The 25,272-nt window shown below is 41.5% G+C and carries 20 protein-coding genes, 1 tRNA gene and 3 pseudogenes; 11 read left to right on the forward strand and 13 right to left on the reverse strand.

Annotated elements, in window-relative coordinates; all coding sequences use genetic code 11:
• The first annotated feature begins 48 nt into the window (after window positions 1-48).
• Window positions 49-210 carry a hypothetical protein gene (locus tag ACGF5R_RS18495; RefSeq protein WP_387692134.1) on the forward strand — a complete coding sequence of 54 codons (162 nt, stop codon included), beginning with the start codon at window positions 49-51 and terminating at the stop codon, window positions 208-210.
• A gap of 433 nt (window positions 211-643) precedes the next feature.
• On the opposite strand, the gene ACGF5R_RS18500 is transcribed toward ACGF5R_RS18495, so the two are convergent.
• The 8 genes and pseudogenes from ACGF5R_RS18500 to ACGF5R_RS18535 form a co-directional block, all read right to left on the reverse strand.
• Window positions 644-1,582, reverse strand: a complete 939-nt coding sequence (locus ACGF5R_RS18500; protein ID WP_387692136.1) for an alpha/beta hydrolase family protein — start codon at window positions 1,580-1,582, stop codon at window positions 644-646.
• A 336-nt stretch (window positions 1,583-1,918) separates the two neighbouring features.
• A complete protein-coding gene (locus tag ACGF5R_RS18505; RefSeq protein WP_387692138.1) occupies window positions 1,919-2,500 on the reverse strand; it encodes a hypothetical protein in 582 nt (193 codons plus the stop codon).
• Entirely contained in the window at window positions 2,481-3,020 is a 540-nt protein-coding gene (locus ACGF5R_RS18510; RefSeq protein ID WP_387692140.1) for a DUF6973 domain-containing protein, read from the reverse strand. Before ACGF5R_RS18510 ends, ACGF5R_RS18505 begins: the two co-directional genes overlap by 20 nt.
• Window positions 3,021-3,037: 17 nt before the next feature.
• Window positions 3,038-3,616 carry a hypothetical protein gene (locus ACGF5R_RS18515; protein WP_387692142.1) on the reverse strand — a complete coding sequence of 193 codons (579 nt, stop codon included), beginning with the start codon at window positions 3,614-3,616 and terminating at the stop codon, window positions 3,038-3,040.
• Window positions 3,617-3,668: 52 nt separating this feature from the next.
• Window positions 3,669-4,370, reverse strand: coding sequence for an alpha/beta hydrolase family protein (locus ACGF5R_RS18520; protein ID WP_387692144.1), 702 nt, complete (start codon window positions 4,368-4,370; stop codon window positions 3,669-3,671).
• Between the two features lie 382 nt (window positions 4,371-4,752).
• The gene (locus ACGF5R_RS18525; RefSeq protein WP_112878474.1) at window positions 4,753-5,346 is read right to left on the reverse strand and encodes a hypothetical protein; all 594 of its coding nucleotides are present in this window, start codon (window positions 5,344-5,346) and stop codon (window positions 4,753-4,755) included.
• Between the two features lie 497 nt (window positions 5,347-5,843).
• Window positions 5,844-6,617 (reverse strand): hypothetical protein, encoded by a 774-nt coding sequence (locus ACGF5R_RS18530; protein WP_387692146.1) that lies wholly within the window; start codon window positions 6,615-6,617, stop codon window positions 5,844-5,846.
• Window positions 6,618-6,861: 244 nt separating this feature from the next.
• Window positions 6,862-6,954: pseudogene (locus ACGF5R_RS18535) on the reverse strand (TA system toxin CbtA family protein); the annotation flags it as partial.
• A 152-nt stretch (window positions 6,955-7,106) separates the two neighbouring features.
• Between ACGF5R_RS18535 and ACGF5R_RS18540 the strand changes: the two are divergent.
• The 4 genes and pseudogenes from ACGF5R_RS18540 to ACGF5R_RS18555 all read left to right on the forward strand — a co-directional run.
• The gene (locus tag ACGF5R_RS18540; protein WP_387692148.1) at window positions 7,107-7,595 is read left to right on the forward strand and encodes an AAA family ATPase; all 489 of its coding nucleotides are present in this window, start codon (window positions 7,107-7,109) and stop codon (window positions 7,593-7,595) included.
• Entirely contained in the window at window positions 7,592-9,409 is a 1,818-nt protein-coding gene (locus ACGF5R_RS18545; RefSeq protein ID WP_387692150.1) for an ATP-dependent endonuclease, read from the forward strand. The genes ACGF5R_RS18540 and ACGF5R_RS18545 overlap by 4 nt, the downstream gene beginning before the upstream one ends.
• Window positions 9,402-11,354 carry a UvrD-helicase domain-containing protein gene (locus ACGF5R_RS18550; protein WP_387692152.1) on the forward strand — a complete coding sequence of 651 codons (1,953 nt, stop codon included), beginning with the start codon at window positions 9,402-9,404 and terminating at the stop codon, window positions 11,352-11,354. Before ACGF5R_RS18545 ends, ACGF5R_RS18550 begins: the two co-directional genes overlap by 8 nt.
• A gap of 1,027 nt (window positions 11,355-12,381) precedes the next feature.
• A pseudogene (locus ACGF5R_RS18555) lies at window positions 12,382-12,494 on the forward strand (IS630 family transposase); the annotation flags it as partial.
• Here ACGF5R_RS18555 and ACGF5R_RS18560 read toward each other — a convergent pair.
• Together ACGF5R_RS18560 and ACGF5R_RS18565 are read right to left on the reverse strand one after the other, a co-directional pair.
• Window positions 12,491-13,004 (reverse strand): annotated as a pseudogene (locus ACGF5R_RS18560) (tyrosine-type recombinase/integrase); the annotation flags it as partial. The pseudogenes ACGF5R_RS18555 and ACGF5R_RS18560 sit on opposite strands and share 4 nt — an antisense overlap.
• A 193-nt stretch (window positions 13,005-13,197) precedes the next feature.
• Window positions 13,198-13,292: transfer RNA gene (locus ACGF5R_RS18565), tRNA-Sec, on the reverse strand.
• Between the two features lie 239 nt (window positions 13,293-13,531).
• Between ACGF5R_RS18565 and prlC the strand changes: the two genes are divergently transcribed.
• The gene (gene prlC / locus ACGF5R_RS18570) at window positions 13,532-15,574 is read left to right on the forward strand and encodes an oligopeptidase A (RefSeq protein ID WP_387692154.1); all 2,043 of its coding nucleotides are present in this window, start codon (window positions 13,532-13,534) and stop codon (window positions 15,572-15,574) included.
• A gap of 5 nt (window positions 15,575-15,579) precedes the next feature.
• Window positions 15,580-16,323 (forward strand): 16S rRNA (guanine(1516)-N(2))-methyltransferase RsmJ, encoded by a 744-nt coding sequence (gene rsmJ / locus ACGF5R_RS18575; RefSeq protein WP_387692155.1) that lies wholly within the window; start codon window positions 15,580-15,582, stop codon window positions 16,321-16,323.
• Between the two features lie 37 nt (window positions 16,324-16,360).
• Here rsmJ and gdhA read toward each other — a convergent pair whose 3' ends face one another.
• Both gdhA and uspA read right to left on the reverse strand, forming a co-directional pair.
• On the reverse strand, window positions 16,361-17,704 hold the full coding sequence (gene gdhA / locus ACGF5R_RS18580; protein WP_112878477.1) for an NADP-specific glutamate dehydrogenase: 1,344 nt from the start codon (window positions 17,702-17,704) through the stop codon (window positions 16,361-16,363).
• Window positions 17,705-17,965: 261 nt separating this feature from the next.
• Window positions 17,966-18,397 (reverse strand): universal stress protein UspA, encoded by a 432-nt coding sequence (gene uspA / locus ACGF5R_RS18585; protein ID WP_036779007.1) that lies wholly within the window; start codon window positions 18,395-18,397, stop codon window positions 17,966-17,968.
• A 460-nt stretch (window positions 18,398-18,857) separates the two neighbouring features.
• Here uspA and uspB point away from each other — a divergent pair, with 460 nt between their 5' ends.
• Window positions 18,858-19,193 carry a universal stress protein UspB gene (gene uspB / locus ACGF5R_RS18590; RefSeq protein ID WP_049583893.1) on the forward strand — a complete coding sequence of 112 codons (336 nt, stop codon included), beginning with the start codon at window positions 18,858-18,860 and terminating at the stop codon, window positions 19,191-19,193.
• A gap of 54 nt (window positions 19,194-19,247) precedes the next feature.
• Here the strand turns inward: uspB and pitA are convergent, their stop codons facing one another.
• Window positions 19,248-20,738 (reverse strand): inorganic phosphate transporter PitA, encoded by a 1,491-nt coding sequence (gene pitA, locus ACGF5R_RS18595; protein WP_112878478.1) that lies wholly within the window; start codon window positions 20,736-20,738, stop codon window positions 19,248-19,250.
• A 269-nt stretch (window positions 20,739-21,007) separates the two neighbouring features.
• Here pitA and ACGF5R_RS18600 point away from each other — a divergent pair, with 269 nt between their 5' ends.
• The 3 genes from ACGF5R_RS18600 to ACGF5R_RS18610 all read left to right on the forward strand — a co-directional run bounded on the left by ACGF5R_RS18600 (window position 21,008) and on the right by ACGF5R_RS18610 (window position 25,262).
• Window positions 21,008-22,192, forward strand: coding sequence for an NAD(P)/FAD-dependent oxidoreductase (locus tag ACGF5R_RS18600; RefSeq protein WP_387692157.1), 1,185 nt, complete (start codon window positions 21,008-21,010; stop codon window positions 22,190-22,192).
• A 132-nt stretch (window positions 22,193-22,324) separates the two neighbouring features.
• On the forward strand, window positions 22,325-23,146 hold the full coding sequence (locus tag ACGF5R_RS18605) for a TnsA endonuclease N-terminal domain-containing protein (protein ID WP_262981082.1): 822 nt from the start codon (window positions 22,325-22,327) through the stop codon (window positions 23,144-23,146).
• Window positions 23,136-25,262 (forward strand): transposase, encoded by a 2,127-nt coding sequence (locus tag ACGF5R_RS18610; protein WP_387692160.1) that lies wholly within the window; start codon window positions 23,136-23,138, stop codon window positions 25,260-25,262. The genes ACGF5R_RS18605 and ACGF5R_RS18610 overlap by 11 nt, the downstream gene beginning before the upstream one ends.
• The last annotated feature ends 10 nt before the right edge of the window (window positions 25,263-25,272 follow it).

Here is a 25,272-nt window from a genome sequence, read left to right on the forward strand (position 1 = left end):
TCGGTCAGTTGTGTATAGGCCATAGTGCATTTTCCTTTGGCGAGAAAGATGCCTACTATAGCAACTGACCGCCCTTCTGAAAAATTGCACTTATTAGTCGAATCTGCCATATTTTATTACCCAATAGAAAATAAAAAAGATATTACATCCTATAATGAGCAGGATATTTCAGTAATTTTTTCAATCGAATATAATGACAGAGATAAATAATAATGAGAAATAAACAGCTATTTCTCTCTACTCTACAAAAGCTAAAGTCGAGAACATCATTTCATAAACAACAAATAATTCATAACGTTTTAATACTATATTTTATAGAAATAACGAGCGGTATATTAATCAAGTGATGATTTATAGTAAATATTATAATTACATCCCATTCACCCATTATAATAACAAGAATATAAAATAAATCTCAAGCAATTATATTATTAAATTTATTACAAATCACTAATCATCAATTTGTTATTTATATATATTTTATTAACAAATGAGATATGGAATTAACAACAATCACTACGAAAAAATAATATCCAAAAAACGTGGTGTCAATTTTGACTATACCACGTTTTATTTCCAAATTTAATATCACTTCCCAATATGAAAAAATCGATGAATTAATACTATTTTAGATAACAGACGGTTATCCATAATCCCTAGATAACCAATTCTTTATATCTTCAACTATAGGAGTAATTTGCAAAACACCTTCACTATTCCTAAATCCATGACTGAGACCTGGGTATTGATAAAAGGTAATATTATCTTTCTTTAATTGTTCTTCCATTTTTATCGCTGAGCCAGGGCTGACGGAATTATCATTTAGTGTTTGAATAATCAAGATAGGTCTTTTAGTTTGACTTAACACTTTATATTGATCAATACCAAGTGAGATTCTCCACCAATTAGCACCGTGATTACTCATCTCTATATGACCCATATTATTCCCGGTAGCTATTTTTTGCTGAAAATCCCTAAATCCTTTAATTGCTTCATCGATATGCTCTGGTGGCACCTCACTCCTCATACTATGAATAACATCATCAGCGAAATACCGACCTCCACCATTCAGTGACACGGTTCTATCAATATAATTGACTTGTGATGTCATTAAATTAGCAACCACAGCTCCTTCACTGCCACCCAAAATAACGATCTTCTTATATTTATTCTGATGTTTCAGATAATCAATGATCTGAATATAATCCTTAACTCTCTGCTCTGGCGTATCCAACCGAATATAAGCCTTAGGACAATCTAAACGCTCAACAACATCAGACCAAGGGAGTGATGCATTAATGCCATATTTTTCCACAGTCAGAACATCACTATCGGGATAAATATCACTGAATGTGTTATTCACAAACTTATTATTAGCGATACTATTACAATCAGAACCCTGTATCAGCACCAATAGATTCTTACCACCTCTTTGCTTAAGATAGTAAGTTATTTCACTACCATCATGACGGAAAAACTGTTTATGCGTATTTGTATTTGAGTAAGCGAAACCTATACAACACGAAAAAAGTAAAACAGATGTCAGAATTTTCTGTTGTAAATTAAAACAATATGCTTTCATTAATCTCTCCTTTAATTAACATATACAAAGACCACAAATTGACGATATTGTTCCCGTCAAAAAAACTTTTAAAATTTGAAAGCAAGGTTCAGAGTTTTTTATCCAAAGTGCTAACTATAATCACTAAACAACCATATATTTGGAGAGAAGAAATGAAAACGACTTTATCCATAAAACTCTATTAGCCGCGCATTTCTGGCGACAAGAATCAAGTGCAGGGTATTGATGTTGTTGTTAGTTTTCATTTATTTAGCTGGTATGGTGTATTGTTGCTATTATTTAGTAAACCCGGCAAATATCACCGGGTATTATGATGCGTTTTTTAACATCAAGACATCATGATGGTTTTCGGAATGATGAAGGGTTCCTCTGAACCTGCTGCTCATTAATGGAAGAAAATAAATAGTAAATTTTGTCCTCTACTGATGGGTCTCTTTTCATTTTTATGACAATTTTGGAATCCTCTCTGGGAACACGATAATAAGCTATAAGCCCTTTTTCCTGATTTTCATAATCAAAATCGAGAACCAAGATTTTTTCATCCCCTGAATCCGGATAATAATACTCTTCGAAATAAACCACTTGCCCATCCTTAACAAAGATAATCTTGGAAAAAATATCAGTCCTTTCCTTTAAATCCGCGCCAATGACAGACTTAATTTCGTCAAGATTCCAACCACTATCAATAATATACAAAGTGTCCCATTTAAACGGCGTGATTTTGCTGATGTTAACCAAGCAGTCTGTATTTTGCTGGCAATGTTTATCAGCATAATCAAACATACTCTTAACAATGCTAAATTGTTGATTGCTATTGAAAATAAAAAAAACCATTAGCAATGCACATGAAAAAAAAATGATTTTATTTTTTCTGCTGTTCCAATTGCATCGCCAATAGTTACTCAGGTGAAAAGCCATCTTCATTTCCTCCTTCAAATACCGAGTTCATATAAGAAAACTGCTCATCGGTGATTTTTTCTTTGACAATCTCAAACCCCATCGCATTTTTCTTGGCAACATACAGTCCCTCTTTATGAAAGCGATTCAACACTGCCTTGGCCTGCCCTTTCATGGACGAGTTCCTGCTTTGTAGGCCAATCCTACGCCCTATCTGGTTATTGAGTAAATCAATTGTCTGATCTGCGTCCTTAAGGGCAGCAAACTGCCGGATGTTAAGATCTATTTTAGGATCACTTTCATGAGCATTGCCTGCATGGAGTGCAACTTCTTCACCATACCGAGCAGCAATGGTAGCTTGCCATAGTGTATGCCGGAAGGCATTGACTTGGGAGCCTTCCTTATATTTATTATCCAGTAACGTACCATTGGGGTTCGTTTTACTATTCCCCTGGGTCGAAAAACGCACCGCATTAGTCGTGATATTGGTAGCACCTCTTTCGTAGAACCCAATATCATAGGCTGCAATAGGATGCCGCATCGCAAATAAGATTTCCTTCATTTTCTGAGGCAAGTTATTGCTCTCTCCAGTATAAGCACCATACCAATCTTCAGGATAGTTAGCATCTTTCCCTGTTCCATACCCATATTTTTATCAAAATCAGCCAGGTATGTAGTTAATTTTTTTATTTTCCCTACCTCATTATTAATATTACCATTTGCTTTTATTAATTCATTTAAAACAAAAAGATTTCTTTCTGTCAGCGGCATATTATCATGTAGCTCTTTTATAGCTTTATTATAATTTACTTCTCCTATAGATCCTTTAAGATTATTATAAAACTTATCATATTTTGAATCTCTTGCATCCCTTCCATAAACAAATATTTGTAAAACAGCTTGAATCTTAACTGGTAGCAATCTAAATGAATTTATCTTCTGCTCTAAAAAAAATCGATCATCAAAAAATTCTCTCAGAGTATTCACATTTGAATTAATTATTCCTTCAAACTTAGATACATAACTCATTACAACAGGTAATGTTGAATTAAAAACATACCTATTAGCCATAATTGGTCTGGTGATATGTGGATTACCCATCAAAAATGCTTTTTTCTCTGAGCCAAATTTTTTCATCCCCCTCAATATATTCTCACAGTCTCTTTTTAAAACCGGGCAATCTTTTCTTTCACAATAACCAATTCTTTATATCTTCAACTATAGGAGTAATCTGCAAAACACCTTCACTATTCCTAAATCCATGACTGAGACCTGGGTATTGATAAAAGGTAATATTATCTTTCTTTAATTGTTCTTCCATTTTTATCGCTGAACTAGGACTGACTGAATTATCATTTAGTGTTTGAATAATCAATACAGGTCTTTTAGACTGACTTAACACCTTATATTGATCAATACCGAGTGCGACTCTCCACCAATTAGCACCGTGATTACTCATCTCTATATGACTCATATTATTCCCGGTAGCTATCTCTTGCTGAAAATCCCTAAATCCTTTAATTGCTTCATCGATATGCTCTGGTGGCACTTCACTCCTCATACTATGAATAACATCATCAGCGAAATACCGACCTCCACCATTCAGTGACACTGTTCTATCAATATAATTGACTTGTGATGTAATTAAATTGGCAACTATTGCCCCTTCACTGCCACCCAAGATAATGATCTTGTTATATTCATTCTGATGTTTCAAATCACCAATGATCTGAATATAATCCTTAACCCGCTGTTCTAGAGTATCCGATCTAATATAAGCCTTAGGACAATCTGAACGTTCAACAGCGTCAGACCAAGGGAGTGATGCATTAATGCCATATTTTTCCACGGTCAGAATCACTATCAGGATAAATATCACTGAATGTGTCATTCACAAACTTATTATTAGCGATACTATTACAATCAGAACCTTGTATCAGCACCAACAAATTCTTACCGCCTCTTTGTTTAAGATAGTAAGTTATTTCACTACCATCATGGCGGAAAAACTGTTTATGCGTATTTGTATTTGAGTAAGAGAAACCTATACAACATGAAAAAAGCACAACAGAAAGATTATTGCCGCTTTGTCCGCCTCAGATTTTATAGATAGAAGGGTATCTTTGACTTTGTTTAGCGATAAGTCCGTATTTACAAGATTGATCAAAGCTGAAAATAAAATAAGGATATTATTATGACTCTTGCTGCCGGGATTGACATCGCTAAATATAAAACGGACTCGCCCTTAGGTAAGTCCGTATGAAGTTGTTGAATCAATTACTGACACCTATCTGTTTCATAAGCTCGCCCTCATCCCAGAACAGATACTCTTCATCCATAACGACGCCTTCAAATCCTTTAGCTTTGACTTTGGTCCAGTGCCCAAGCGTTGCCATAGGGAGGTGATAAGACTTACCTGTAGGTTTGATAACCTTACCACCACCCAGATCCATGGGTTTCGTAAATGTTCCATCAGTAAATCCCGTTACAGCAGTCCATTCTCCATCATTTGTACCAAACCGCACCGGGTGCTCTGTGATTCGGTTGTCAGGGGCAAATGTCCACATATACTTCAGATCGTCAATGTGCTTTTTAATGCCCTTGGTAGTATGACCATCAGGATAGTGAACAATAATGTCCATGGCATGGCTCTTATGTAGCTCCCACCATTTTTGGTTTGTATAGACATTGAAATCAAGGTCGTCAAAGTTAGCCAGATTCTTTGCCAGAACTGCGGACATACCTTTAACTTTAGGTGCGGGTTGATTTACTTTCGTGCCGGGCCAATTATTCTGCACCGCAAACACTATTGGACTGGCAGTAAACAGTAAAAGTGTGAATAACGATAATCTCTTGCGACTTTTCATGATCTTTCCTCTTTGTTAGTACTAAAGGAACTAAAAGATTGTTCTATAACGAATTAAGTACTGTTGGACCCCCTTACATTGGATAGATTAAAAATGGTAGTTCATCAGTTTGCTTGGCCTTGATTAGATGGAGAAGAACCCTCCAAAACAACACGATTTAATCAAAGAGAAAATAACTAAACTGACTCACACACCGGATAATATCGTATAGAAAATCATCAAGGCCCCCGATACTACGCCTAATAGAAAAGCCTGTAAATAGTCACAACAAGTAATTATAACGATGAAAAACAAACCAATGTCGATTGGCCGTTTCGATCACAGGAGTCGCATTTGATGATTAATTTATTGATTTAATGTTGATAATTTGTGTTGGATAAATGAATAACCCCCATAAACACCCCCAAATGGTTTTGCTTGTGGGGAGCGGGGATATCCAGAGCTGCTTTTTTGCCTCCGTTATTACTTGACCATCGATGCTATAAATTCTATTAAAATCAGTTACCTAAACCTTCAATGCTAAAGGCGTGAAGAGTTTTAAGAGTATTTTCTGTGCACCATGAAAGATTTTCTTTGCTCAATATTTGATCGACAATAGTTTCAGTAAAGGGAATCGTGAGTAAAAAAGAAGCTTTCTTACCTTCGGTAGGTACTATGAGTTTACCACTGCTTACCCAATGCGCTTCAAGTCGGACATTCAGATTTTGCCATTCCACTCCTTTGCGAAGTCTGTCTTTTTTAAGCGAATAGAAAAAAGCTGATTTACCGTTTGGCGTCGGATGGTTATCCATTAACATCAGAAGCAGCGGGATTCCCCAGTCTGGCATATAGCTATAATGCCAGATCCCAAAACTATCAGCGATCCTGACCAAACGAATGAATGACTTTTGATCAAGTTTCCCTTCTCCTCCACGTAAAGACCTACAAATTATCCACGCCCGACAGAGGTTATCAAATTGCATGAATCGATTTCGGCGAGATACAGCGATTTCTGTTGATGCTGTTCTGTCATTCCCGGAAAGGCCACCGAAACGTTGAGATTTAGACCCCAGAGGGCAAAACTCTCCGTTATCTGGGGGGACTGAATGAGAGAATCTGGGGCTATAGTCAGGATTGGGAGTGACTAAGCCACTATCATGAACTGATTTCTCACATGAGATACAGCGTAATGAAGGATACTTGTCTCGTGAAATCCCCTTCACCCTTTGTGCAAATTCTTCAATATTGATTTCAACCCAACGGCCCCTTTCCAGAACTTCAGCTTTATCCATAATGTATTGTCTTTAGTGTTGTTGATGTAACCGTAGAGGATAAGAATTACAGGTTAAAAAAGAAGTGGCAAGAAATTCTTCCTATCTATACGGTTGTATGCTTTCTGTTCGTAGCGTTTGCTAATAATTGCGTTTAAACGCTCATAAAAGCAAACACGCCCACCGCACATGGCAGGCGCATTATGCAATGAGTAAAAAAGGTTGTAAGTTCGGGAATGTTAATCAGGAAGGTTGCTCGCAAGATTCATCGTGTCGAAAGCTTATGGCTTTGTCGCAACAGGCCGGTTGCCTGCCGCGCCCGCAAAATGTCTACAGCCCGAAGATAAGGCGATTGTTTGGTTCAATGGGCAATGTGTGAGTTTGCACTTTTAGTTCAAAACCTGTACTAAGTCAAAGTATCACTTCCATCTACGCTGACATGGCACTTTCACCTATCAAATTCCTCTGTAACTTGCTATAAATTATAAAAAATGTAGAGGAGGTTCTTCCTTGTATCTTCACTCGTATCGCCTCAGAAATTTTAGACGTCTTAAAGATGCTCATATTGAGCTCGCTGATGATATTTCAATATTCGTAGGATCGAATAATAGTGGAAAAACGTCAGCAACCCAGGCCATCTACTCATTCATCACGGGAGGAAAAGAGCGTTTTAGTCTCTATGATTTTAGCTCTTCATGCTGGAAAACTTTCGATGAAGCTGGTGATATCAACCTGACTGACCCGATTCCTGAAGGCTTCACACTACCGAGTATAGATCTTGATCTCTGGTTTGACGTTGCAGCGCCCGACCTTTATCTGGTGATTGCCTTACTGCCGAGTACTACGTGGGAAGGAACCAAGGTTGGTATCCGAGTATCTCTGACCGCTCGAAATCCCATCAACCTCATTCAGAACTATCAAGAAGCTAAGGCTAAGGGTACTGAGCAGTCTGTTCAATTACCCCCGAGTCACAATATGTTCCTTGGCCCCGCACCATGACGGACTATCTCCAACGTGAGCTGAAGAGCGAATATGAGCTGCGTTACTTCATCCTGGATCACACTCGGTTTGATGATAACTACCGTGAAATCGGTGACTACGTTCCTGATGAGCTAGATGGAGAGCCGGGCGGTGGAACGATTCTAAAATCGCTTATTCAGATCGATAACTTAGGTGCTCAGCGACATCTTGCTGATCCTAATCCGGAAGCAGGTGGCAGATCAGAAGACTTATCAAAGCGTTTGAGTCGTTTCTATAAACGCAACCTCAATCAGAGACAAGATGATCATTTAGCCCTAAAAGCGCTGTTTGACTCAGAACAAGCACTAAATGTTCACTTGGATGGGGTATTTAAACCAATGCTTGATCGGCTTGCCAAGCTTGGCTACCCCGGTATCAATAATCCTCAACTGAAGATTATGTCTGCGTTAGACCCTGCTCATGTCATGAGCCAAGATGCGCGGGTTCACTACCAGATCGGGGATGGAGATGACATAGCAACTCTTCCTGATAGTTATAACGGTCTCGGATTCAAAAATTTGATATATATGGTTGTGGAAATCCTCGATGCCCAGACCAGGTGGTCGACGATGGAGAATCGCCCCCCATTACACCTGATTTTTGTAGAGGAACCCGAATCCCATTTACATGCTCAACTCCAACAGGTCTTTATCCGTAATGTTCTTGAACTCCTAAGCATAGAAAGCGATAACGGAAGTATTTTTGGCAGTCAGATGGTCATCACGACCCACTCGCCTCACATTTTATACGAACGAGGTTTCAAGCCTATTCGTTACTTTCGGCGCAAGAAGATCGGCAAAGAGCAGCAGACCGAAGTTCTAAATTTATCGGCTTTTTATCACACTCAGCCAGAATATCGTGATTTTCTGGAACGATATTTAAAACTCACTCACTGCGATCTTTTTTTCTCAGATGCTGCCATCCTTGTTGAAGGCAATGTTGAGAGATTACTCCTGCCAATAATGATTCATAAGGTGGCAAAAACTCTCCGTTCAGCCTGCCTTTGTATTCTGGAAGTCGGAGGAGCCTTTGGACACCGTTTTCAGTCACTTATCGAATTTCTCGGTCTTACAACGTTGATTATTACCGATATTGATAGCATTGCCCTTGTAGTTCCTGCGGCGAATGACATCATTGATGATGAAGAACTTGAGGAATTCGAGGTTCCAGGAGACATAGAGGAAGACGTTACCACTCAAATTCAGGGAGAGACACAGAGTCCTGCCGTTGAACCAGTAGCCCCAGTGCCTAAGAAGAAATACGGCAAGGCCTGTTTGCCATGTAAACCAGAGGCTGCAACCTCGAATCAAACCCTAATAAAATGGCTTCCTGGCAAACTCACAATCGAAGACCTACATGCAGCCTCTGATGCGGAGAAAACTCATGAGCTTGAAGACGGTGCGAAGGTTCGTGTGGCCTATCAAATTAAGCGAAATGTCACTTGGAACGGAACTACTGATAGCCTGTGTGGGCGAACGCTTGAAGAAGACTTTGGTCTCGAAAATCCAGAATGGTCACAAGCTACGGTAAGGAAACATCTTGGCCTGATTATAAAGGGGGACGTTGAAAACCCTAATGCTCTTGCCAAAGGCCTTCATGAGAGAGTATCACGGAAAAGTTTCGATAAAACAAAGTTCGCACTTGCTGTACTTACTGAAAAAGAGGATGAGTGGGATGTTCCGACTTATATCCGTGAAGGGCTTGTCTGGTTGAAGGACGAAGTGCGAATCGAGCTTGATACTGTTCTGCCCTATATCATCGATGATGTAACGGTAGGGGGTGAACATGAGTAGTAGGGCGAATAAACCGGATACCCAAGCTGATATTGATTTGCGAACCTGCCTTGGTGATGTTCCGCCACGTAGCTTCATAATGAAAGCTGGTGCTGGTTCTGGCAAAACGACATCTCTCATTAAAGGCTTATCGTCGGTCATCCAAATGCACGGAGATAAGCTAAGGAAAGCCCGTCAGCGCGTTGCCTGCATTACCTATACGGAGATCGCTGCTGCTGAGATCTGGAGAGACGTCAGCAATGACCCACTGGTTCACGTTTCGACAATCCATAGCTTCATGTGGTTGCTAGCTAAACCGTTCCAGAACGACATTCGCGCTTGGGTATCAGGACGCATTCTAGAGAAAATTGAGGTGCTTGAAGAGAAGCGATCAACCTACGGTCCTAGGGTTCAGCAACGCACGAAAGATAAGGATGCGCGAGAATTGGAGCGTCTCCGCCGTCAGTCAGAACGGATCTCCACCGTCAAAAGTTTCCGATACGGCATTGGGAGCGATTACATAAAGGGGATTCTAGGTCATGACGACATTCTGAAACTCGTACCTCATCTCATTGCTGAACGCCCTCTCTTTCGAACCCTCTTGGCGTGCCAATTCCCCTTCATCTTCGTGGATGAAAGCCAAGATACGACTGCTGAAATCGTGGAAGCTTTAAAAACTGTCGAGAGTGAACCAGGTGTCTCATTCTGCCTCGGTTTCTTCGGAGATCCGATGCAGCGGATTTACGCAACGAGAACCGGATTAGTTGAAGCTAAACCCACTTGGGGTGACATTCCTAAGCCTGAAAATTTCCGGTGCTCAAGCAAGGTTCTAGCTCTCGCAAATGCCATTCGTCGTGATGGTGATGATCTCGTCCAAGTGCCTGGCCAACGTCTGGGCCCTGATGGAATTATTCCAACCCCTGAAGGTTCAGCCCATCTTTTCATCTTACCGGCTGACGATACACGAGATATCAATCTGATTCGAGTACGAGAATGGATGGCGGTGCGAACTGGTGATGATTGTTGGCAACGTGGTGATGATGACCAGGAACGAGTAAAAATTCTGGTTATTGTTCATCAAATGGCTGCAAAACGCTTAGGATTCGGTGACCTATATACTGCACTCAATTCCAAAGCTCCGTCAGCGTTCAAGGATGGATTTTTAGATGGTTCTGCATGGCCCATCGCGCCGTGTGTAAAGTTTTTAATCCCAATAGCGATCGCCCACACTGAGGGCCAACATCTCGAAGTGATGCGACTTATCAGGGAATACTCATTCCTTCTTGATAAGGATTATCTCGTTAAGGTAAGCGTAGCTGAACGGCTTAAAGAAATTAGAGAACTTGTTGCTTATATTGCAGCAGGTATAGCAGGGGATTCTGGCATAACGATCGGAGAGCTTCTTAAGCGGGTGTATGCGGCTGAGCTTTTGCTGCTTGATCCTCGGCTGGTCTCATACTTAGACCCAGGAGCAAGTATATCAACCCCATCCGAACCAGAGGAAGGACTCGGAAATAACGACGCTCAAGAAGATGATGAGTCCGACAAGGAAATGGCTTCAATGGACGCTTTTCTGGCATGCCCCGCCAGTCAACTCTTGGCGTATCAAACTTACATTTCAGAACGTTCACCCTTCTGGACACAACAAGGTATTAAAGGGGCCGAGTTTGAGAGGGTTCTCGTTGTTCTTGACGATGCCGAAAGTACTCACTCCCAGTTTTCCTACGAAAAATATCTGGGCCTCAAACCCCTCTCAGATGCTGATCAAAAACATTTAGATGCGGGTGAGGAAACTACTGTAGATCGAACGCGCCGTCTCTTCTACGTCAGTTGTACCAGAGCGTTAAAGGACTTAGTTGTCGTCCTATTCACAGCAGACCCTGAACGGGCAGAGGCGCACATACGCCAGCTTAACCTTTTCGAAGATGGAGCTATTCACACCCAGCTTGTTTTTCAGACAGCGTAACTATCTAATTTATTGTGGTAACTAACATAATTTTGAGACCTTCTTCGTGAATCCGGAGTAGGTCCTTCCACCATCAATGCTGTTGAATCTCTAAATAGCGTCATTAGGCATGTCACGATAAACATAAAGACTCCCAACGGACAAGTTTGTGAAAAAAGCGGTGTAGCTAACCGTCCAGCCAGCCTTGGAGAAATAGACTATAACACTTTAGGACTAGCGATTGATTCTGAGCCAATTTATTATTGATCTCAGTGATCATTTTTATGGTTCCTTCTGAGTAAAGGAGTTTATACAAAATCGTACTGGCTCAAATTTGTCAATTTGGCTGTCGGCATTAGTGGCCCAGATGGTTTAATTTTTTTATGAGGTAGGTTCACATAATAAAAACAACTCTGAGTCCTTATAAAAAGATTGTGTCAATAATGACATATATATCAAAACTAAACTGTTTATTCTTGATTTTGAGAGTGATTATCGTCGAATGATAGGATCAATAATATCTGATCTCTCTGAAGACATCGGAATACAGTATGATAAACATATTAGTATTGATAATTTCGTATCTCAATTCACAACCTCTAATTTCGTTTATTCAAAGCTCGACAATGAAAGAATTAAGCGTCAACAGGGACTATTTCTTATTTGGCCTCCAATGGAGAATAAAAATTAGGGGATTGAGAAATTTTGTGCGCCTGTGCGTGTAACAATAAATACACAAGCAAAAAAAGAAATATTGGATGATCTGGCTTAGTTAGGTATAACAAGAAGCTATTTGTACCCTGAACTAACAGAGCAGGCAATGGATATTAAAAAATTATATCCAGCAATTTAAATTATGGTACCGATGAAATTATATCAACAATCAGCTTACTCTAATTGCCGAGTAAGCTGATCGTTTTATATTTTAAAAGGCGTCTGAATGTCTAAATAAGCTTTCGAAATAATAGATCACTTGGAAGGGAACTCAGTCCGATTTTTGCAATCTGATCAATCGCCAAAAATCACAAACCCCAAAACGGACTGAGCGATGCCCATCATAGCACCCATCCCCCGAAATGAACGAAGCAGATGAAAAAACTTATCCATAAAACCCGTGATAAGGATTATGCCCGCCGATTGATGGCATTATTGATGCTACATGGTTGCCGAACCTTTCGCATCTTCTCCAGTGCGCCTCGTTTCTCCATTTTGCGCAGCGCTTCTAATAGCTCCATTGGTTTGATTTCGGCAATAGGGCGCTTGCCAATGTAGGGGAAGATATCTTTCTCGAAGGTATCGATGAATTTCATCACGATAGCGTAATGACCAGCGATCGGCTTTCGACTAGTGCTACTCGCGGACGACAGCTTCAAAAGTACTTTTCAGACTCATTTTCTGGGCGATTTTTTCTTCTTTCTTTGCTTCACCCGGCTCACCTCCAGCGGCGAGAATTTTTCTGGCTTCACTACGTTTTTCGCGTGCATCGACCAGTGAAACACTAGGGTAGACGCCAATGGAAAGCATCTTTTCTTTACCGGCGAGGTGGTACTTCATACGCCAGTATTTTGAACCATTAGCGTTGATCAGCAGATACATACCGCCGCCATCAGCCAGTTTATAGGGCTTTTCTTTCGGCTTTGCTGTTTTGACTTTTACATCAGTTAGCGCCATTACATCCTCCGGCTTTTTATGAATCCATCCTCCAAAGGGATTTCCGCCAATGACCAACCTGATACCCCCAATGCACCCCCAAACACGACTTGATGCCGATTACCCTCAAGAGACAATGGTGGGGTTATTTCTCTTGTTTTATCAGGTGTTATAGGAGATTTATTGAGTAGTATGGAGTTCAGGAGGGTTCAATTGGCGGAAGATCACAGGAGTCGAACCTGCCAGAGACCGCTGGCGGCCTCATCTGGATTTGAAGTCCAGCCGCCCCACCGGGGACGATGATCTTCCATATCAATACAAAGAATTATGAGAAGGAGCTAATCATAACGCATATTATCTGGCTTCTGAATCCGTTTGCTGAAATCATTCTCAATTTCCTAAAAAGCATTAAATTTTATTGTTCATAAGCTCAACATTCGCGTTGAGTTTGTCGAATTTTACCTACATCTTATTAGCCGATACCCATTACGATACAGGGTTGCTCCGCTCAGCAATGTATCCAAACACACATAAAAAGGACGTTTTATATGACTAATCCGTTACTCGTTCCATCAGGTTTACCAAAATTTTCTTCTATTAAACCAGAACATGTTGTTCCGGCTGTAAAAGAAGTCATTGCCAATTATCGCCAAACCGTCGAAAAAATCTTGGCCGAGAATACCGTTTTTACCTGGGATAATCTGTGTCAACCACTGGCCGAAGCGGCAGATAAACAGTCCCGTGCATGGTCACCCGTCAATCATCTGAATGCAGTTAAGAACAGCCCAGAATTACGCGCCGTCTATGAAGAAAGTTTACCGTTACTGTCCGAATTCAGTACCTGGTTAGGTCAGCATAAGGGATTATATCAAGCCTATAAGTCATTACGTGAAAGTGCTGAGTTTGAGAAGCTTTCTGTGCCTCAACGCAAAGTTGTCGAAAATGCACTGCGTGATTTTAAACTATCAGGTATTGGTCTGCCTGAAGAGAAGCAGAAACGCTATGGCGAGATCAGTGCACGTTTGTCAGATTTAAGTTCGCAATTCAACAATAATGTGCTCGATGCCACTATGGGCTGGACTAAATTAATCACTGACGTGAAAGATCTGTCCGGCCTGCCTGAAAGCGCAATCGCCGCCGCTAAAGCACAGGCAGAAGCCAAAGGACAAAAAGGCTGGTTACTGACTCTAGAAGCGCCAAGTTATCAGCCAGTTATCACCTATGCAGATAACCGTGAACTGCGTCGGGAAATTTATTACGCCTACAATACTCGCGCATCCGATCAAGGCCCAAATGCAGGTAAATGGGATAACAGCGAAGTGATAGCCGAAACCCTCGCGCTGCGCCATGAACAGGCTCAATTGCTTGGTTTAAAAAATTATGCTGAACAATCCCTTGCAACCAAAATGGCAAAAACCCCTAAGGAAGTGTTGGATTTTCTGAATGATTTGACAAAACGCGCGCGTCCACAGGGAAAAGAAGAAGTAGATGAATTAAAAAGCTTTGCTAAATGGCATCATTGCGCCCATAAGCTGGAAGCCTGGGATATGACTTATTATGGCGAAAAACAAAAACAGTACGAATTCTCTATCAATGATGAGCAATTACGTCCTTATTTCCCAGAACAAAAGGCTGTTGAAGGTCTATTCGAAGTTATTCGCCGTATCTATGGTATTACTGCCAAAGAGCGCCATGATGTAGAAACCTGGCATCCGGATGTCCGTTTCTTTGATCTGTATGATGACACCAATGAGCTGCACGGTAGCTTCTATATGGATCTGTACGCACGCGAGAATAAACGTGGCGGCGCTTGGATGGATGAGTGTATCAGCAAAATGCGTCGTTCCAACGGCGAACTGCAAAAGCCTGTCGCTTATCTGAACTGCAACTTCAATAAACCTGTTGGCGATAAACCAGCGCTGTTCACCCACAGTGAAGTCAACACGCTGTTCCACGAGTTTGGTCACTGTCTACATCTGATGCTGACCCAGATTGAAACTGCCGGCGTTTCTGGTACTAATGGTGTACCGTGGGATGCGGTAGAAATGCCAAGCCAGTTCATGGAGAACTGGTGTTGGGAACCAGAAGCACTGGCATTTATCTCTGGTCACTACGAAACTCAAGAACCTCTACCACAATCCATGTTGGATAATCTGTTAGCAGCGAAAAACTATCAGGCTGCTATGCGGATCTTGCGTCAACTTGAGTTTGGTCAGTTCGATTTCCGCCTGCATGTTGATTATGATCCAAAGAAAGGTGCTCAGACCATGAAGACTTTAAAGGAAGTGAAGAAATTGGTCTCGGTAGTGCCTTCACCTGAATGGGGCCGTTTCCCACACTCATTCACCCACATCTTCTCCGGTGGTTATGCTGCGGGTTACTATAGTTATCTATGGGCTGATGTGTTGGCAGCCGATGCTTACTCCCGCTTCGAGGAAGAAGGTATTTTTAACCGCGAAACCGGCCAATCTTTCCTTGATAACATTTTGTCCCGTGGTGGTTCCGAAGAGCCAATGGAACTGTTCAAACGTTTCCGTGGCCGTGAACCAAAACTGGATGCAATGCTGCGCAAGGCCGGTATCAAAGGATAATTAAGGTGGGTATCTGTTTAATCTGTGAACAAGGCACTGATAACAGTGCCTTATCTCAACTGGTAGAGCGCTGGGGGTTGGTGCATGACGAAAACGCTATTATGGCGTTGGTCCTTACTCCTCAACGCCTTGAACTTCGTAAACGGGATGAGCCAAAGCTAGGCGGCATCTATGTCGATTTTGTATCAGGTACAATGGCCCATCGCCGCCGCTTTGGCGGCGGACGCGGTGAAGCTATCGCTAAAGCCATAGGGATCAAAAAAGATTATCTGCCAACAGTCGTAGATGCTACCGCAGGCCTGGGGCGCGATGCCTTTGTACTGGCATCTCTGGGTTGTCATGTAAGAATGCTGGAACGCCATCCTGTAGTCGCGGCATTGCTGGATGATGGGCTACAACGGGGGTATCAGGATGAAGAAATTGGTGGCTGGCTGCAAGAGCGCATGACACTGCTCCATACCTCCAGCATTACAGCGCTGGCCGATATTACGCCACAGCCCGATGTCGTTTATCTTGATCCCATGTATCCACATAGGCAGAAAAGTGCACTGGTGAAAAAAGAGATGCGGGTGTTCCAATCTCTGGTTGGCGCTGATGAAGATGCTGATAGTTTGCTATCCCCTGCACGCGCTTTGGCAAAACGCCGCGTCGTGGTAAAGCGGCCTGATTATGCAGAACCCTTAGCTGGAGTCGCTGCATCAGCAGCTATCACCACGAAAAACCACCGTTTTGACATTTATCCTTGTTAAAAAAATCAGCCGTATATTGCGGCTGATATCTTTTAGCCTACAGAATACCTTGAGCAAGCATGGCGTCGGCAACTTTCACAAATCCAGCAATATTCGCACCCTGAACATAATTGGTCTGTTTACCCTCGCCACCATACTCAACACAGGCGTGGTGAATATCTAGCATGATGTGATGCAAACGTGCATCCACTTTTTCAGCCTTCCAACCTAAACGGGCCGCATTTTGTGCCATTTCCAGACCAGATGTTGCCACGCCACCCGCATTGGCTGCTTTACCTGGTGCAAATAGCACACCTGCTTCAATAAAGGCTTCAGTTGCTGAAATAGTTGCTGGCATATTCGCCCCTTCAGCAACAGCTTTAACGCCATTCTTGATAAGAACCTTGGCCGCATCCAAATCCAGTTCATTCTGGGTAGCACATGGCAAAGCGATATCAACTGGCACAGACCACGGTTGTAACCCTTTCAAGAAAGTCAGACCCCGCTCTCTGGCATATTCTTCCACTCGGCCATAGTGTTGGTTTTTTATCTCTTCAAGATGAGCCAGCTTCTCTGGTGTGAAACCCTCCTCATCGACCAAGGTACCGCCGGAATCCGAAGCGGTTACCACTTTCGCTCCCAATGCCATACATTTTTCAATCGTATATTGCGCGACATTACCAGCACCGGAAACCGATACGCGCATATCTTCAAAACTCATGCCATGACGTTTTAACATGGCATTGACGAAATAGACCAGACCATAACCAGTTGCTTCCGGGCGAATCAAACTACCGCCAAAAGAGAGACCTTTGCCAGTAAATACACAAGCCGTGTTGTTAGAAAGCTTCTTCATCATCCCTGACATAAAAGCCACTTCACGGCCACCCACACCAATATCGCCTGCGGGAACATCGGTATCTGGCCCCAAATGGCGGTACAATTCTGTCATTAATGCCTGACAAAAACGCATCACTTCGCCTTGGCTTTTTCCTTTAGGATCAAAATCTGAACCGCCTTTACCTCCACCCATTGGTAAGGTTGTCAGCGCATTTTTCAAGGTTTGTTCAAAGCCCAAGAATTTCAGAATAGAGAGGTTCACTGATGGATGAAAACGCATACCACCTTTATATGGCCCAATGGCTGAGTTGAACTGCACTCGCCATGCACGGTTTACCTGAACTTTACCGTGATCATCTACCCAACAAACCCGGAACTGGATAACCCTTTCTGGCTCCACCATACGCTCCAATAAGCTGTGTTCGCGGTATTTTGGATTTTGTTCAAGAAACGGCCAAAGAGAGGTGAATACTTCCCGAACAGCCTGGAGATATTCTGGTTGATATTCATCCCTGCGTTGAATCGATCCAAGAAATGAAGACAAAGATAGTAAACAGCTCATTTAGTTATTCCTTATTTCTACTTCGGTTGTGATGGGACCCCAGTCATTTTCTAATAATTATTTTTGTCGAAAATGTGAGGTAAGTTGTGTTTGCCCTTTGAATATATCACTGTTCTATATTCATCTTTCAAGAAGTTTTTTTGCAGAAAGGTAAAAAAAATTTCTTGATTGCATCGGGTATAAACCAAACAACACTCCATTTCACCCAAAAAAATGCCTGCATAAGCAGGCGATTTTATCGAATAACTTTTCAATCTGTTGTCATTCATCATCACGCAGAGGAACAATCAGCATATCAACATGAACCGTGTTAATTAACTGACGAGCAGAAGACATCAATTTGCTCCAGAAATCCTGATGATGACCGCAAACAACCATATCTATGTCATATTTCTTAATTGCATCAACGAGTACTTGCCCCAGATCACCGCTACCACTCAGGGTTTCCTGAATGTCATAGTCTGAATCTGCAGAGAGAGCTTTCAGCGCACTGCGGGTCTCGTCAGTAATACGTTGCTGCATATCACCGAGATTAACATCAATCAAACCGGTGTAGAGATCGGAATAGTTAACATCAACATGGATCAGGGAAACTTTGGCATTGTCCGGTTTAGCCATAGAAACAGCTTTTCTCACCAAAACCTGACTTTCCGGGGATAAATCAACCGCAACAAGAATATGTTTGTAAGCCATAAGCGAACTCCTTCCATAATGCCGAATTAGTGAGTTGGCAGGGCAAATTGCCACTATCCTGTGTTTATTACTACTGAGAATGCTCTTCAAGTACTGTTTCGATCACAGCTCATCGTATTTAGCGACTGGACAAAGAACATCCACCAAACAACATATACCACAATTGCTCTTCCTGCCACTTGATGGATAACAAAATCCTACTCTGAATTTATGACCTTCCTTGAAACTCAATATATTTACGCGAACAACTAATCAGTCTCTCTAGAGTTGTATGGTTGGATAAAACTGACTAGATAAGTGTTTATGATGTTTTTCTGCCAGTTTTGTCCCAACTGACACAGAACAGGTTTTTTGTACTATCTGACTATCTTTCCTACAATAAATATAAGGTGTCACCACCTGCAATTTTGATTTTTTCTTTTTTGTGACAGCTCTAGCTAACCATTCTAAGGAGGGGATTATGTTCAGTACAATCGCACTGTTTTGGGCACTGTGTCTTGTCTGCATTATCAATATGATGCGCTACTTCTCTTCACTACGAGCATTGCTGTCCATTCTTCGTCAGTCTGATCCCTTACTTTATCAATCAGTAGACGGTAACGGCTTTTTCACTACTCATGGGCAACTTAATAAGCAGATACGGCTAGTGAACTACATCAATTCACAACGTTACCTTGATCATCATGATCCAGAAGTTGTTCTTCGTTGTGAAAGGTTGAGAAAACAATTTATTTTGACCAGTGCACTGAGTGGACTAGTTGTTATTTGCCTGATTTCTATGTTGATTTGGTATTAAAGAAAAAGGCGGTATAGTTGATTCATACCGCCTTCAAATTATCCATTAAAATAATTAAATCAGTTTCAAAGCGAACCAGTAAAGCGTACCAGACAACCCGATTGAAACCGGCAGCGTCAGTATCCAAGCCAACATGATATTCTGGATGGTTTTACCCTGAACACCACCGCCATCGACTAACATCGTTCCAGCCACCGCAGAAGAAAGTACCTGCGTAGTAGAGACCGGCATACCGGTATAACTCGCAACACCAATTGAAACAGCAGCAGTCATCTGAGCTGAAACACCCTGCGCGTAGGTCATACCTTTTTTGCCAATCTTCTCACCAATAGTGACTGCAACACGTTTCCAGCCAACCAGCGTTCCCAAAGACAGAGCTAGTGCTACCGCAATGATAATCCAGACAGGTGCATATTCAACGGTGTGTAATAAATCTTTCCGCAATTTATTCAGGAAACGGGCGTCTTCAGCACGGGTTTCCGGAAGTTTAGCCAGAGACTCAGCCGTATCAGCAATACACATCAACATGCGACGCATATTGTTACGCTGTTCAGCACTCAGCTCACTGTAGCTCTGAATGCCCTTTAATAGGCTTTCTGTCTGATCAAGAACAACGACAGCACGCGTAATATCACAATGGAATCGCCCTTCCGGTTCATCTTCCGCAACAGCAACCGAGGGCGTCAGTTCAATTGCATGGGATAACGCTGCGCCATGCTGCTGATAATATTGCTGCAAGTGAGTAATGGCATCGTAGGTACGGGCAATGTCATAACCATTGGCATTCATGTTTACGACAAATCCCGCTGGAGCTACACCAATTAGCACCAGCATAATCAAACCGATACCTTTCTGACCATCATTCGCCCCATGAGAGAAGCTGACACCTACCGCAGATAAAATCAGCGCAGTGCGTGTCCAGAAAGGAGGTTTACGCTTACCATCCTTCTTTTCACGTTCAGCGGGAGTCAGATGAATACGTTTACGTTTCTTGGTGCTACTCCAGTAACGGCGCAGTAGAAACACGATTGCCCCCGCAATGATCAATCCGATTAAAGGAGAGAGGATCAACGACAGGAAAATCTGTATCATCTTTGGCACATTCAACGCATCAACCACAGAAGAACCGGTTACGATCGCATTGGTCAAACCGATACCAATGATAGAACCAATCAGGGTATGAGAACTGGATGCAGGTAAACCGAAATACCAGGTCCCAAGGTTCCAGACAATCGCAGCCAGCAACATGGAAAACACCATAGCAAGGCCATGAGCAGAACTGACATTGAGAAGAAGATCGGTTGGAAGTAAATGTACAATCGCGTAAGCAACACTTAATCCACCAAGAAGAACACCAAAGAAGTTAAATACCCCAGCCATAACAACGGCGAACTGTGCTCGCATAGCACGGGTATAAATAACTGTTGCTACCGCATTCGCGGTATCATGAAAGCCATTAATGGCTTCATAAAATAGCACAAACAGTAGTGCCAGTACTAACATTAGGCTGGTGTGAAAATCCAGGCCAGTAAAAAGATGTAGCATAAACGTTAAGCCAGTTAGTTGGACATGAACGCGGCGCATTATCAGTGACAAATGCTAGCGGGGGAAGTGAAATATGAACTTTTTTTGATTTCATGACAACTAGATAACAATAAGAAATAGGAATACTCCTTATATATCATTAAATTACATATCTTTTAAAAAATTGACAATTTTAAGTTATAAAGGACTTTTTCCCTACAAACTTATCAAAAATACAACATATTAGGGGAAATTCCCCACTAAATTATTTAGTCATAAAGAGAAAAACAGTGGAAAAATTTGATGCGGTGATTATTGGTGCCGGTGCAGCAGGTTTGTTCTGTGCAGCTCAGGCTGGACAGCTCGGTTTACGGATACTCGTTCTGGATAATGGTAAAAAAGCCGGGCGTAAGATTTTGATGTCCGGTGGTGGACGTTGCAACTTCACTAATATGTACACAGAACCATCAGCTTATCTTTCTGCTAACCCTCATTTTTGCAAATCGGCTCTGGCCCGTTATACACAATGGGATTTTATCGAACTGGTTCAACGTCATGGCATTGCTTACCATGAAAAAACACTAGGACAGCTTTTCTGTGATGATTCCGCCCAACAGATAGTTGATATGTTGCTGAAAGAGTGTGAAGCCGGTCAGGTCACTATTCGTCTGCGCAGTGAAGTTAGCCAGGTAGAAAAAAATGAGCAAGGTTTCGTTATCATCGTTAACGGAAAAGAAGTAAGTACACGCTCACTTGTTATCGCTTCCGGTGGGTTATCTATGCCAGGTCTTGGAGCAACGCCTTTTGGTTATCGAATTGCAGAACAGTTCGGCATGAAAGTCTTGCCAACCCGCGCCACCCTTGTACCTTTTACTCTGCATAAACCACTACTGGAGCAACTTCATATGCTCTCTGGCGTGTCTGTTCCCGCCATTGTTACCGCCGAAAATGGCGTTCTGTTCAAAGAAAATATCCTGTTTACTCACCGAGGACTCTCTGGTCCAGCAATCTTACAAATTTCCAGTTACTGGCAATCAGGAGAGTTTGTGAGTATTAACTTACTTCCAGATAGTGATCTGGAAGCCCTTCTGGAGAAAGAGCGGAGTTCTCATCCAAACCAAAGCGTAAAAAATACTTTGGCAAAATTATTACCAAAGCGGCTGACAGAGTGCCTGCAAACGCTCGGTCAGATCCCAGATATTGCTCTTAAACAACTAACCCCAAATCAGCAAAAACAGTTGGCTGTAAACCTCCAATCATGGCGGGTACAACCCAACGGAACGGAAGGCTATCGCACCGCTGAAGTGACAATGGGCGGTGTTGATACTCACCAACTTTCATCCAAAACGATGGAAGCTAATCAGGTAAAAGGACTCTACTTTATTGGTGAAGTGGTAGACGTCACCGGCTGGCTTGGTGGCTATAACTTCCAATGGGCATGGAGTTCCGCTTGGGCATGTGCTCAAGCATTGTGACTGTGTGTAGGTAAAATAAAGTTTGCCAATATCAAATAAAGATTGCCCAAATCAACAATCATGTAAAATATAGTTTGCCAGAATGAGCTAGTGAGTCTACGCTCTCAGTAAGGATGATAACTGGAGTAGATTATGACTCGCAGCTTTGAAAGTTATGAGGATTACAGGCGTCACCTTCGAAACAAGTGGGGTCAAGGAGAAGGGAGCAAATACAAGCCTTGGTTCACTGTAAGAGATGTTAAAGATTCTAATGCTTTTCGGGCTGAAGTTTTTGGTCTGAAAACAGGAAGGACCCACCATCTTCTTTCGTCTAAAGAATCTCAACTCTTCTATATTCTTGAGCATCGTGATGATGTTATTGATATTCGGGAACAGTTTCCGCTGCTTCCTTTGGAGTTGAGCCAAAAGGTAGCAAGAACACTTGGTGTTAAACACCCAACAGTTACGAAAACCGGCATCCCGTTCATCATGACTACTGACATTTTAGCAACCGTGGATTGTGGTGCTGGTAGATCCTATCTTGCTTTTTGTGTTAAGCCAGAAGAAGAATTGGATAACCCTAGGGTTCTTGAAAAGATTGAAATTGAAAGAATCTGGTGGGAATTGCTAGGCGTTCCCTTTCAGGTATTTACTGGTAGCGAGCAAGCGGAGATTTTAAGCCGAAATTTGTCATGGGCAACTGATCCTCTACGCTCAGGTACGCAATACGATATTGCTAAGTTTGTTGATCCAGCATTAAGCCTTCTATCGGTTGGGAAGCACTTGAAATTAGATCTTTGTGATACATTTATGAGCACTTTTAATATTGATAGCGTAAGTGCTTTAAATATTCTAAGGATGTTGATAGCTAAAAAATTTATCACTGTTGATTTGTCAACTTTACTCGAAACCTCTCCAATTATCACTATTGTTAGTATTTCTTCTAATGTGAGGAGAGTTGCTGGTGAAGATTGAAATTAATAGTATTTGGAAATTTATAGATGTTGAAGGTCTGGAAGATGGTACATATAGAGTTCTCAAAATTGAAGACAGTATATCATCATTAATTGTGTTTAACCTTGAAGATACAAAAATAATCGTCAGACCAGCTTTGCTTCAACTTGAACACTTTTATATGTTATTTAAGGAAAAAAAGATCCAAAAAGTAACTTATGAACCGAATCCTTACTTGTTAAATGATGAAGAGGAAATTCCTGAAAAGTATAAATTAATAAGGGAAGATAGATATAGGAAAATTAAAAATCTAGTTCAAGATCAATCTCTTCTTTTTCAATTCTCGACAAAGAAAAAAATTCCAGAAGTTTCTATTCAAGCCAAGGAGTTAGGAACTGATAATAAGACAATATATCGGCTACTCAATTTGTATTGGAAGCTTGGACAAACAAAAAATGCTTTGTTACCCGCTTATAGCTTGAGCGGTGGGAAAGGAAAAATAAGAGAGGACGTGAAAAATAGTCTTGGAACTAAGCTTGCTTCACGCACCGGACAATTCGATTCACCTCAGTCATATATTGTAAAAGAAAAAGATCGAAAATTATTTGAAAAAGCTTTGAAAAAATACCATTTAAAAAATAATGGTCTCAACTTAAAAGAAACATATAAGAATTTACTAAGACAAAGTTATCAATTTGAAATTTTAGATGCTCACTATTTAGATAGGATTCCAGGTGTACCGAGTTATAGACAGTTCGTAAACTGGTCGAAAAAGATCTTCAACCAAGATGAGGTTGTTAAATTTAGGACAAGCAAGAGTGACTACTTAAGAAATAAAAGAGCAGTAGAAGCTAGCATCACCGATAAAACTCCAGTGCCAGGTAGTTGCTTTGAGATTGATGCAACGGTCGCTGACGTTCATATCGTTTCTGAATTACGTCGAAACCATGTTATAGGTCGGCCAACAATTTACTCAATAATAGACCGCGCCAGCCGAATGATTGTTGGATTTCATGTTTCTCTGTACCACGCTTCATGGAAGGCTGCTCGACAGGCACTAGTAAATGCATTCTCTCCAAAAATTGAATATTGTCAGCAATTTGGAATTGAGATCAGCGAAGAAAACTGGCCATGTTCGCATCTTCCCCAGAGATTGATTTGTGACAATGGGGAAATGATAGGGTTAAAACCACAGGATCTCGTAGTTCCTCTAACGGAATTACAAATAGCCCCTCCATACCGACCTGACTGTAAAAGCTTAGTTGAAAGGCGATTTGGCTACTTGAATGATAAATCCCTTCATCGCCTTCTAGGAAGTAGTCGTGGTGGCAAAATCGTTAGAGGCAGTCCTGACCCGAGAAAAGATGCAATTTATACACTACGAGAGGTTACATCGCTCTTGATCAGAGATGTGTTAGAACACAACAAAGAAATATTTGACGATCTAGCCTTAACGAGCCGTCTACTAATTGAAAATGATCTATCCCCGACACCAATAAATCACTGGAATGTACACCTATTAAACCATCGACATGCACTTAAAATGGCTAGCTTGGATGAAATAAATGCTCGCTTGCTACCTCGAGAAGACGTTTCAATGACACGGAGCGGGGTTTTGTTCAATGAAATGTATTACTCCTGTCAACGTATTCGTGACGAAAATTTAGCTGCCATTGCACGAAATTACGGACGATTTAAGCTAGAAGCCAGAGTTAATTATGATGACACCTCATATATCTATGTAAGGCTGAAAGATAATGAAGGCTTTACTCGATGCGATATTTTGGAAAGAAGCAAGGAACTAAAGGGAATGCCACTTGCTGAGGTTTATTATCTGCGTGACTGGCTTGATGAAAAGAAGCGTAAACAACTAATCACGGTCTCTTCAATTGATAACTTAAGCCATAAGGAAAATATTCAAAAAAGTGCATTTAAATCTGTAAAACAGACTCCCAAATTGAAAACCAAGGGGGAGCGAACTAAAAATGTTAAGCAAAGACGACGAGAAGAAATTGAGTGGATAGAATCTAAGGAACAACAAGAGTCTTCACCTGTAGAACAAGTTGAAGATGGTGTTAAAACCGAAGATCGTAGTTACTCTAATCAATTGACAAAACTACCAAGAAGAAAAAAATAATGGAGTCGAT

The sequence above is a fragment of the Photorhabdus sp. RM71S genome (assembly GCF_042879355.1).
GTDB lineage: Bacteria > Pseudomonadota > Gammaproteobacteria > Enterobacterales > Enterobacteriaceae > Photorhabdus > Photorhabdus kayaii.

Coding starts and splice junctions, on each gene's coding strand:
- ACGF5R_RS18520 (WP_387692144.1), bottom strand. CDS start 4,370: ATGACACATTCAGTGATATTTATCCTGATAGTGATTCTGACCGTGGAA.
- ACGF5R_RS18550 (WP_387692152.1), top strand. CDS start 9,402: ATGAGTAGTAGGGCGAATAAACCGGATACCCAAGCTGATATTGATTTG.
- gdhA (WP_112878477.1), bottom strand. CDS start 17,704: ATGAGCTGTTTACTATCTTTGTCTTCATTTCTTGGATCGATTCAACGC.
- ACGF5R_RS18605 (WP_262981082.1), top strand. CDS start 22,325: ATGACTCGCAGCTTTGAAAGTTATGAGGATTACAGGCGTCACCTTCGA.
- ACGF5R_RS18495 (WP_387692134.1), top strand. CDS start 49: ATGCCTACTATAGCAACTGACCGCCCTTCTGAAAAATTGCACTTATTA.
- ACGF5R_RS18505 (WP_387692138.1), bottom strand. CDS start 2,500: ATGGCTTTTCACCTGAGTAACTATTGGCGATGCAATTGGAACAGCAGA.
- pitA (WP_112878478.1), bottom strand. CDS start 20,738: ATGCTACATCTTTTTACTGGCCTGGATTTTCACACCAGCCTAATGTTA.
- uspB (WP_049583893.1), top strand. CDS start 18,858: ATGTTCAGTACAATCGCACTGTTTTGGGCACTGTGTCTTGTCTGCATT.
- ACGF5R_RS18530 (WP_387692146.1), bottom strand. CDS start 6,617: ATGGATAAAGCTGAAGTTCTGGAAAGGGGCCGTTGGGTTGAAATCAAT.
- ACGF5R_RS18515 (WP_387692142.1), bottom strand. CDS start 3,616: ATGAAAAAATTTGGCTCAGAGAAAAAAGCATTTTTGATGGGTAATCCA.
- prlC (WP_387692154.1), top strand. CDS start 13,532: ATGACTAATCCGTTACTCGTTCCATCAGGTTTACCAAAATTTTCTTCT.
- ACGF5R_RS18510 (WP_387692140.1), bottom strand. CDS start 3,020: ATGCGGCATCCTATTGCAGCCTATGATATTGGGTTCTACGAAAGAGGT.
- ACGF5R_RS18545 (WP_387692150.1), top strand. CDS start 7,592: ATGACGGACTATCTCCAACGTGAGCTGAAGAGCGAATATGAGCTGCGT.
- ACGF5R_RS18525 (WP_112878474.1), bottom strand. CDS start 5,346: ATGAAAAGTCGCAAGAGATTATCGTTATTCACACTTTTACTGTTTACT.
- uspA (WP_036779007.1), bottom strand. CDS start 18,397: ATGGCTTACAAACATATTCTTGTTGCGGTTGATTTATCCCCGGAAAGT.
- ACGF5R_RS18500 (WP_387692136.1), bottom strand. CDS start 1,582: ATGAAAGCATATTGTTTTAATTTACAACAGAAAATTCTGACATCTGTT.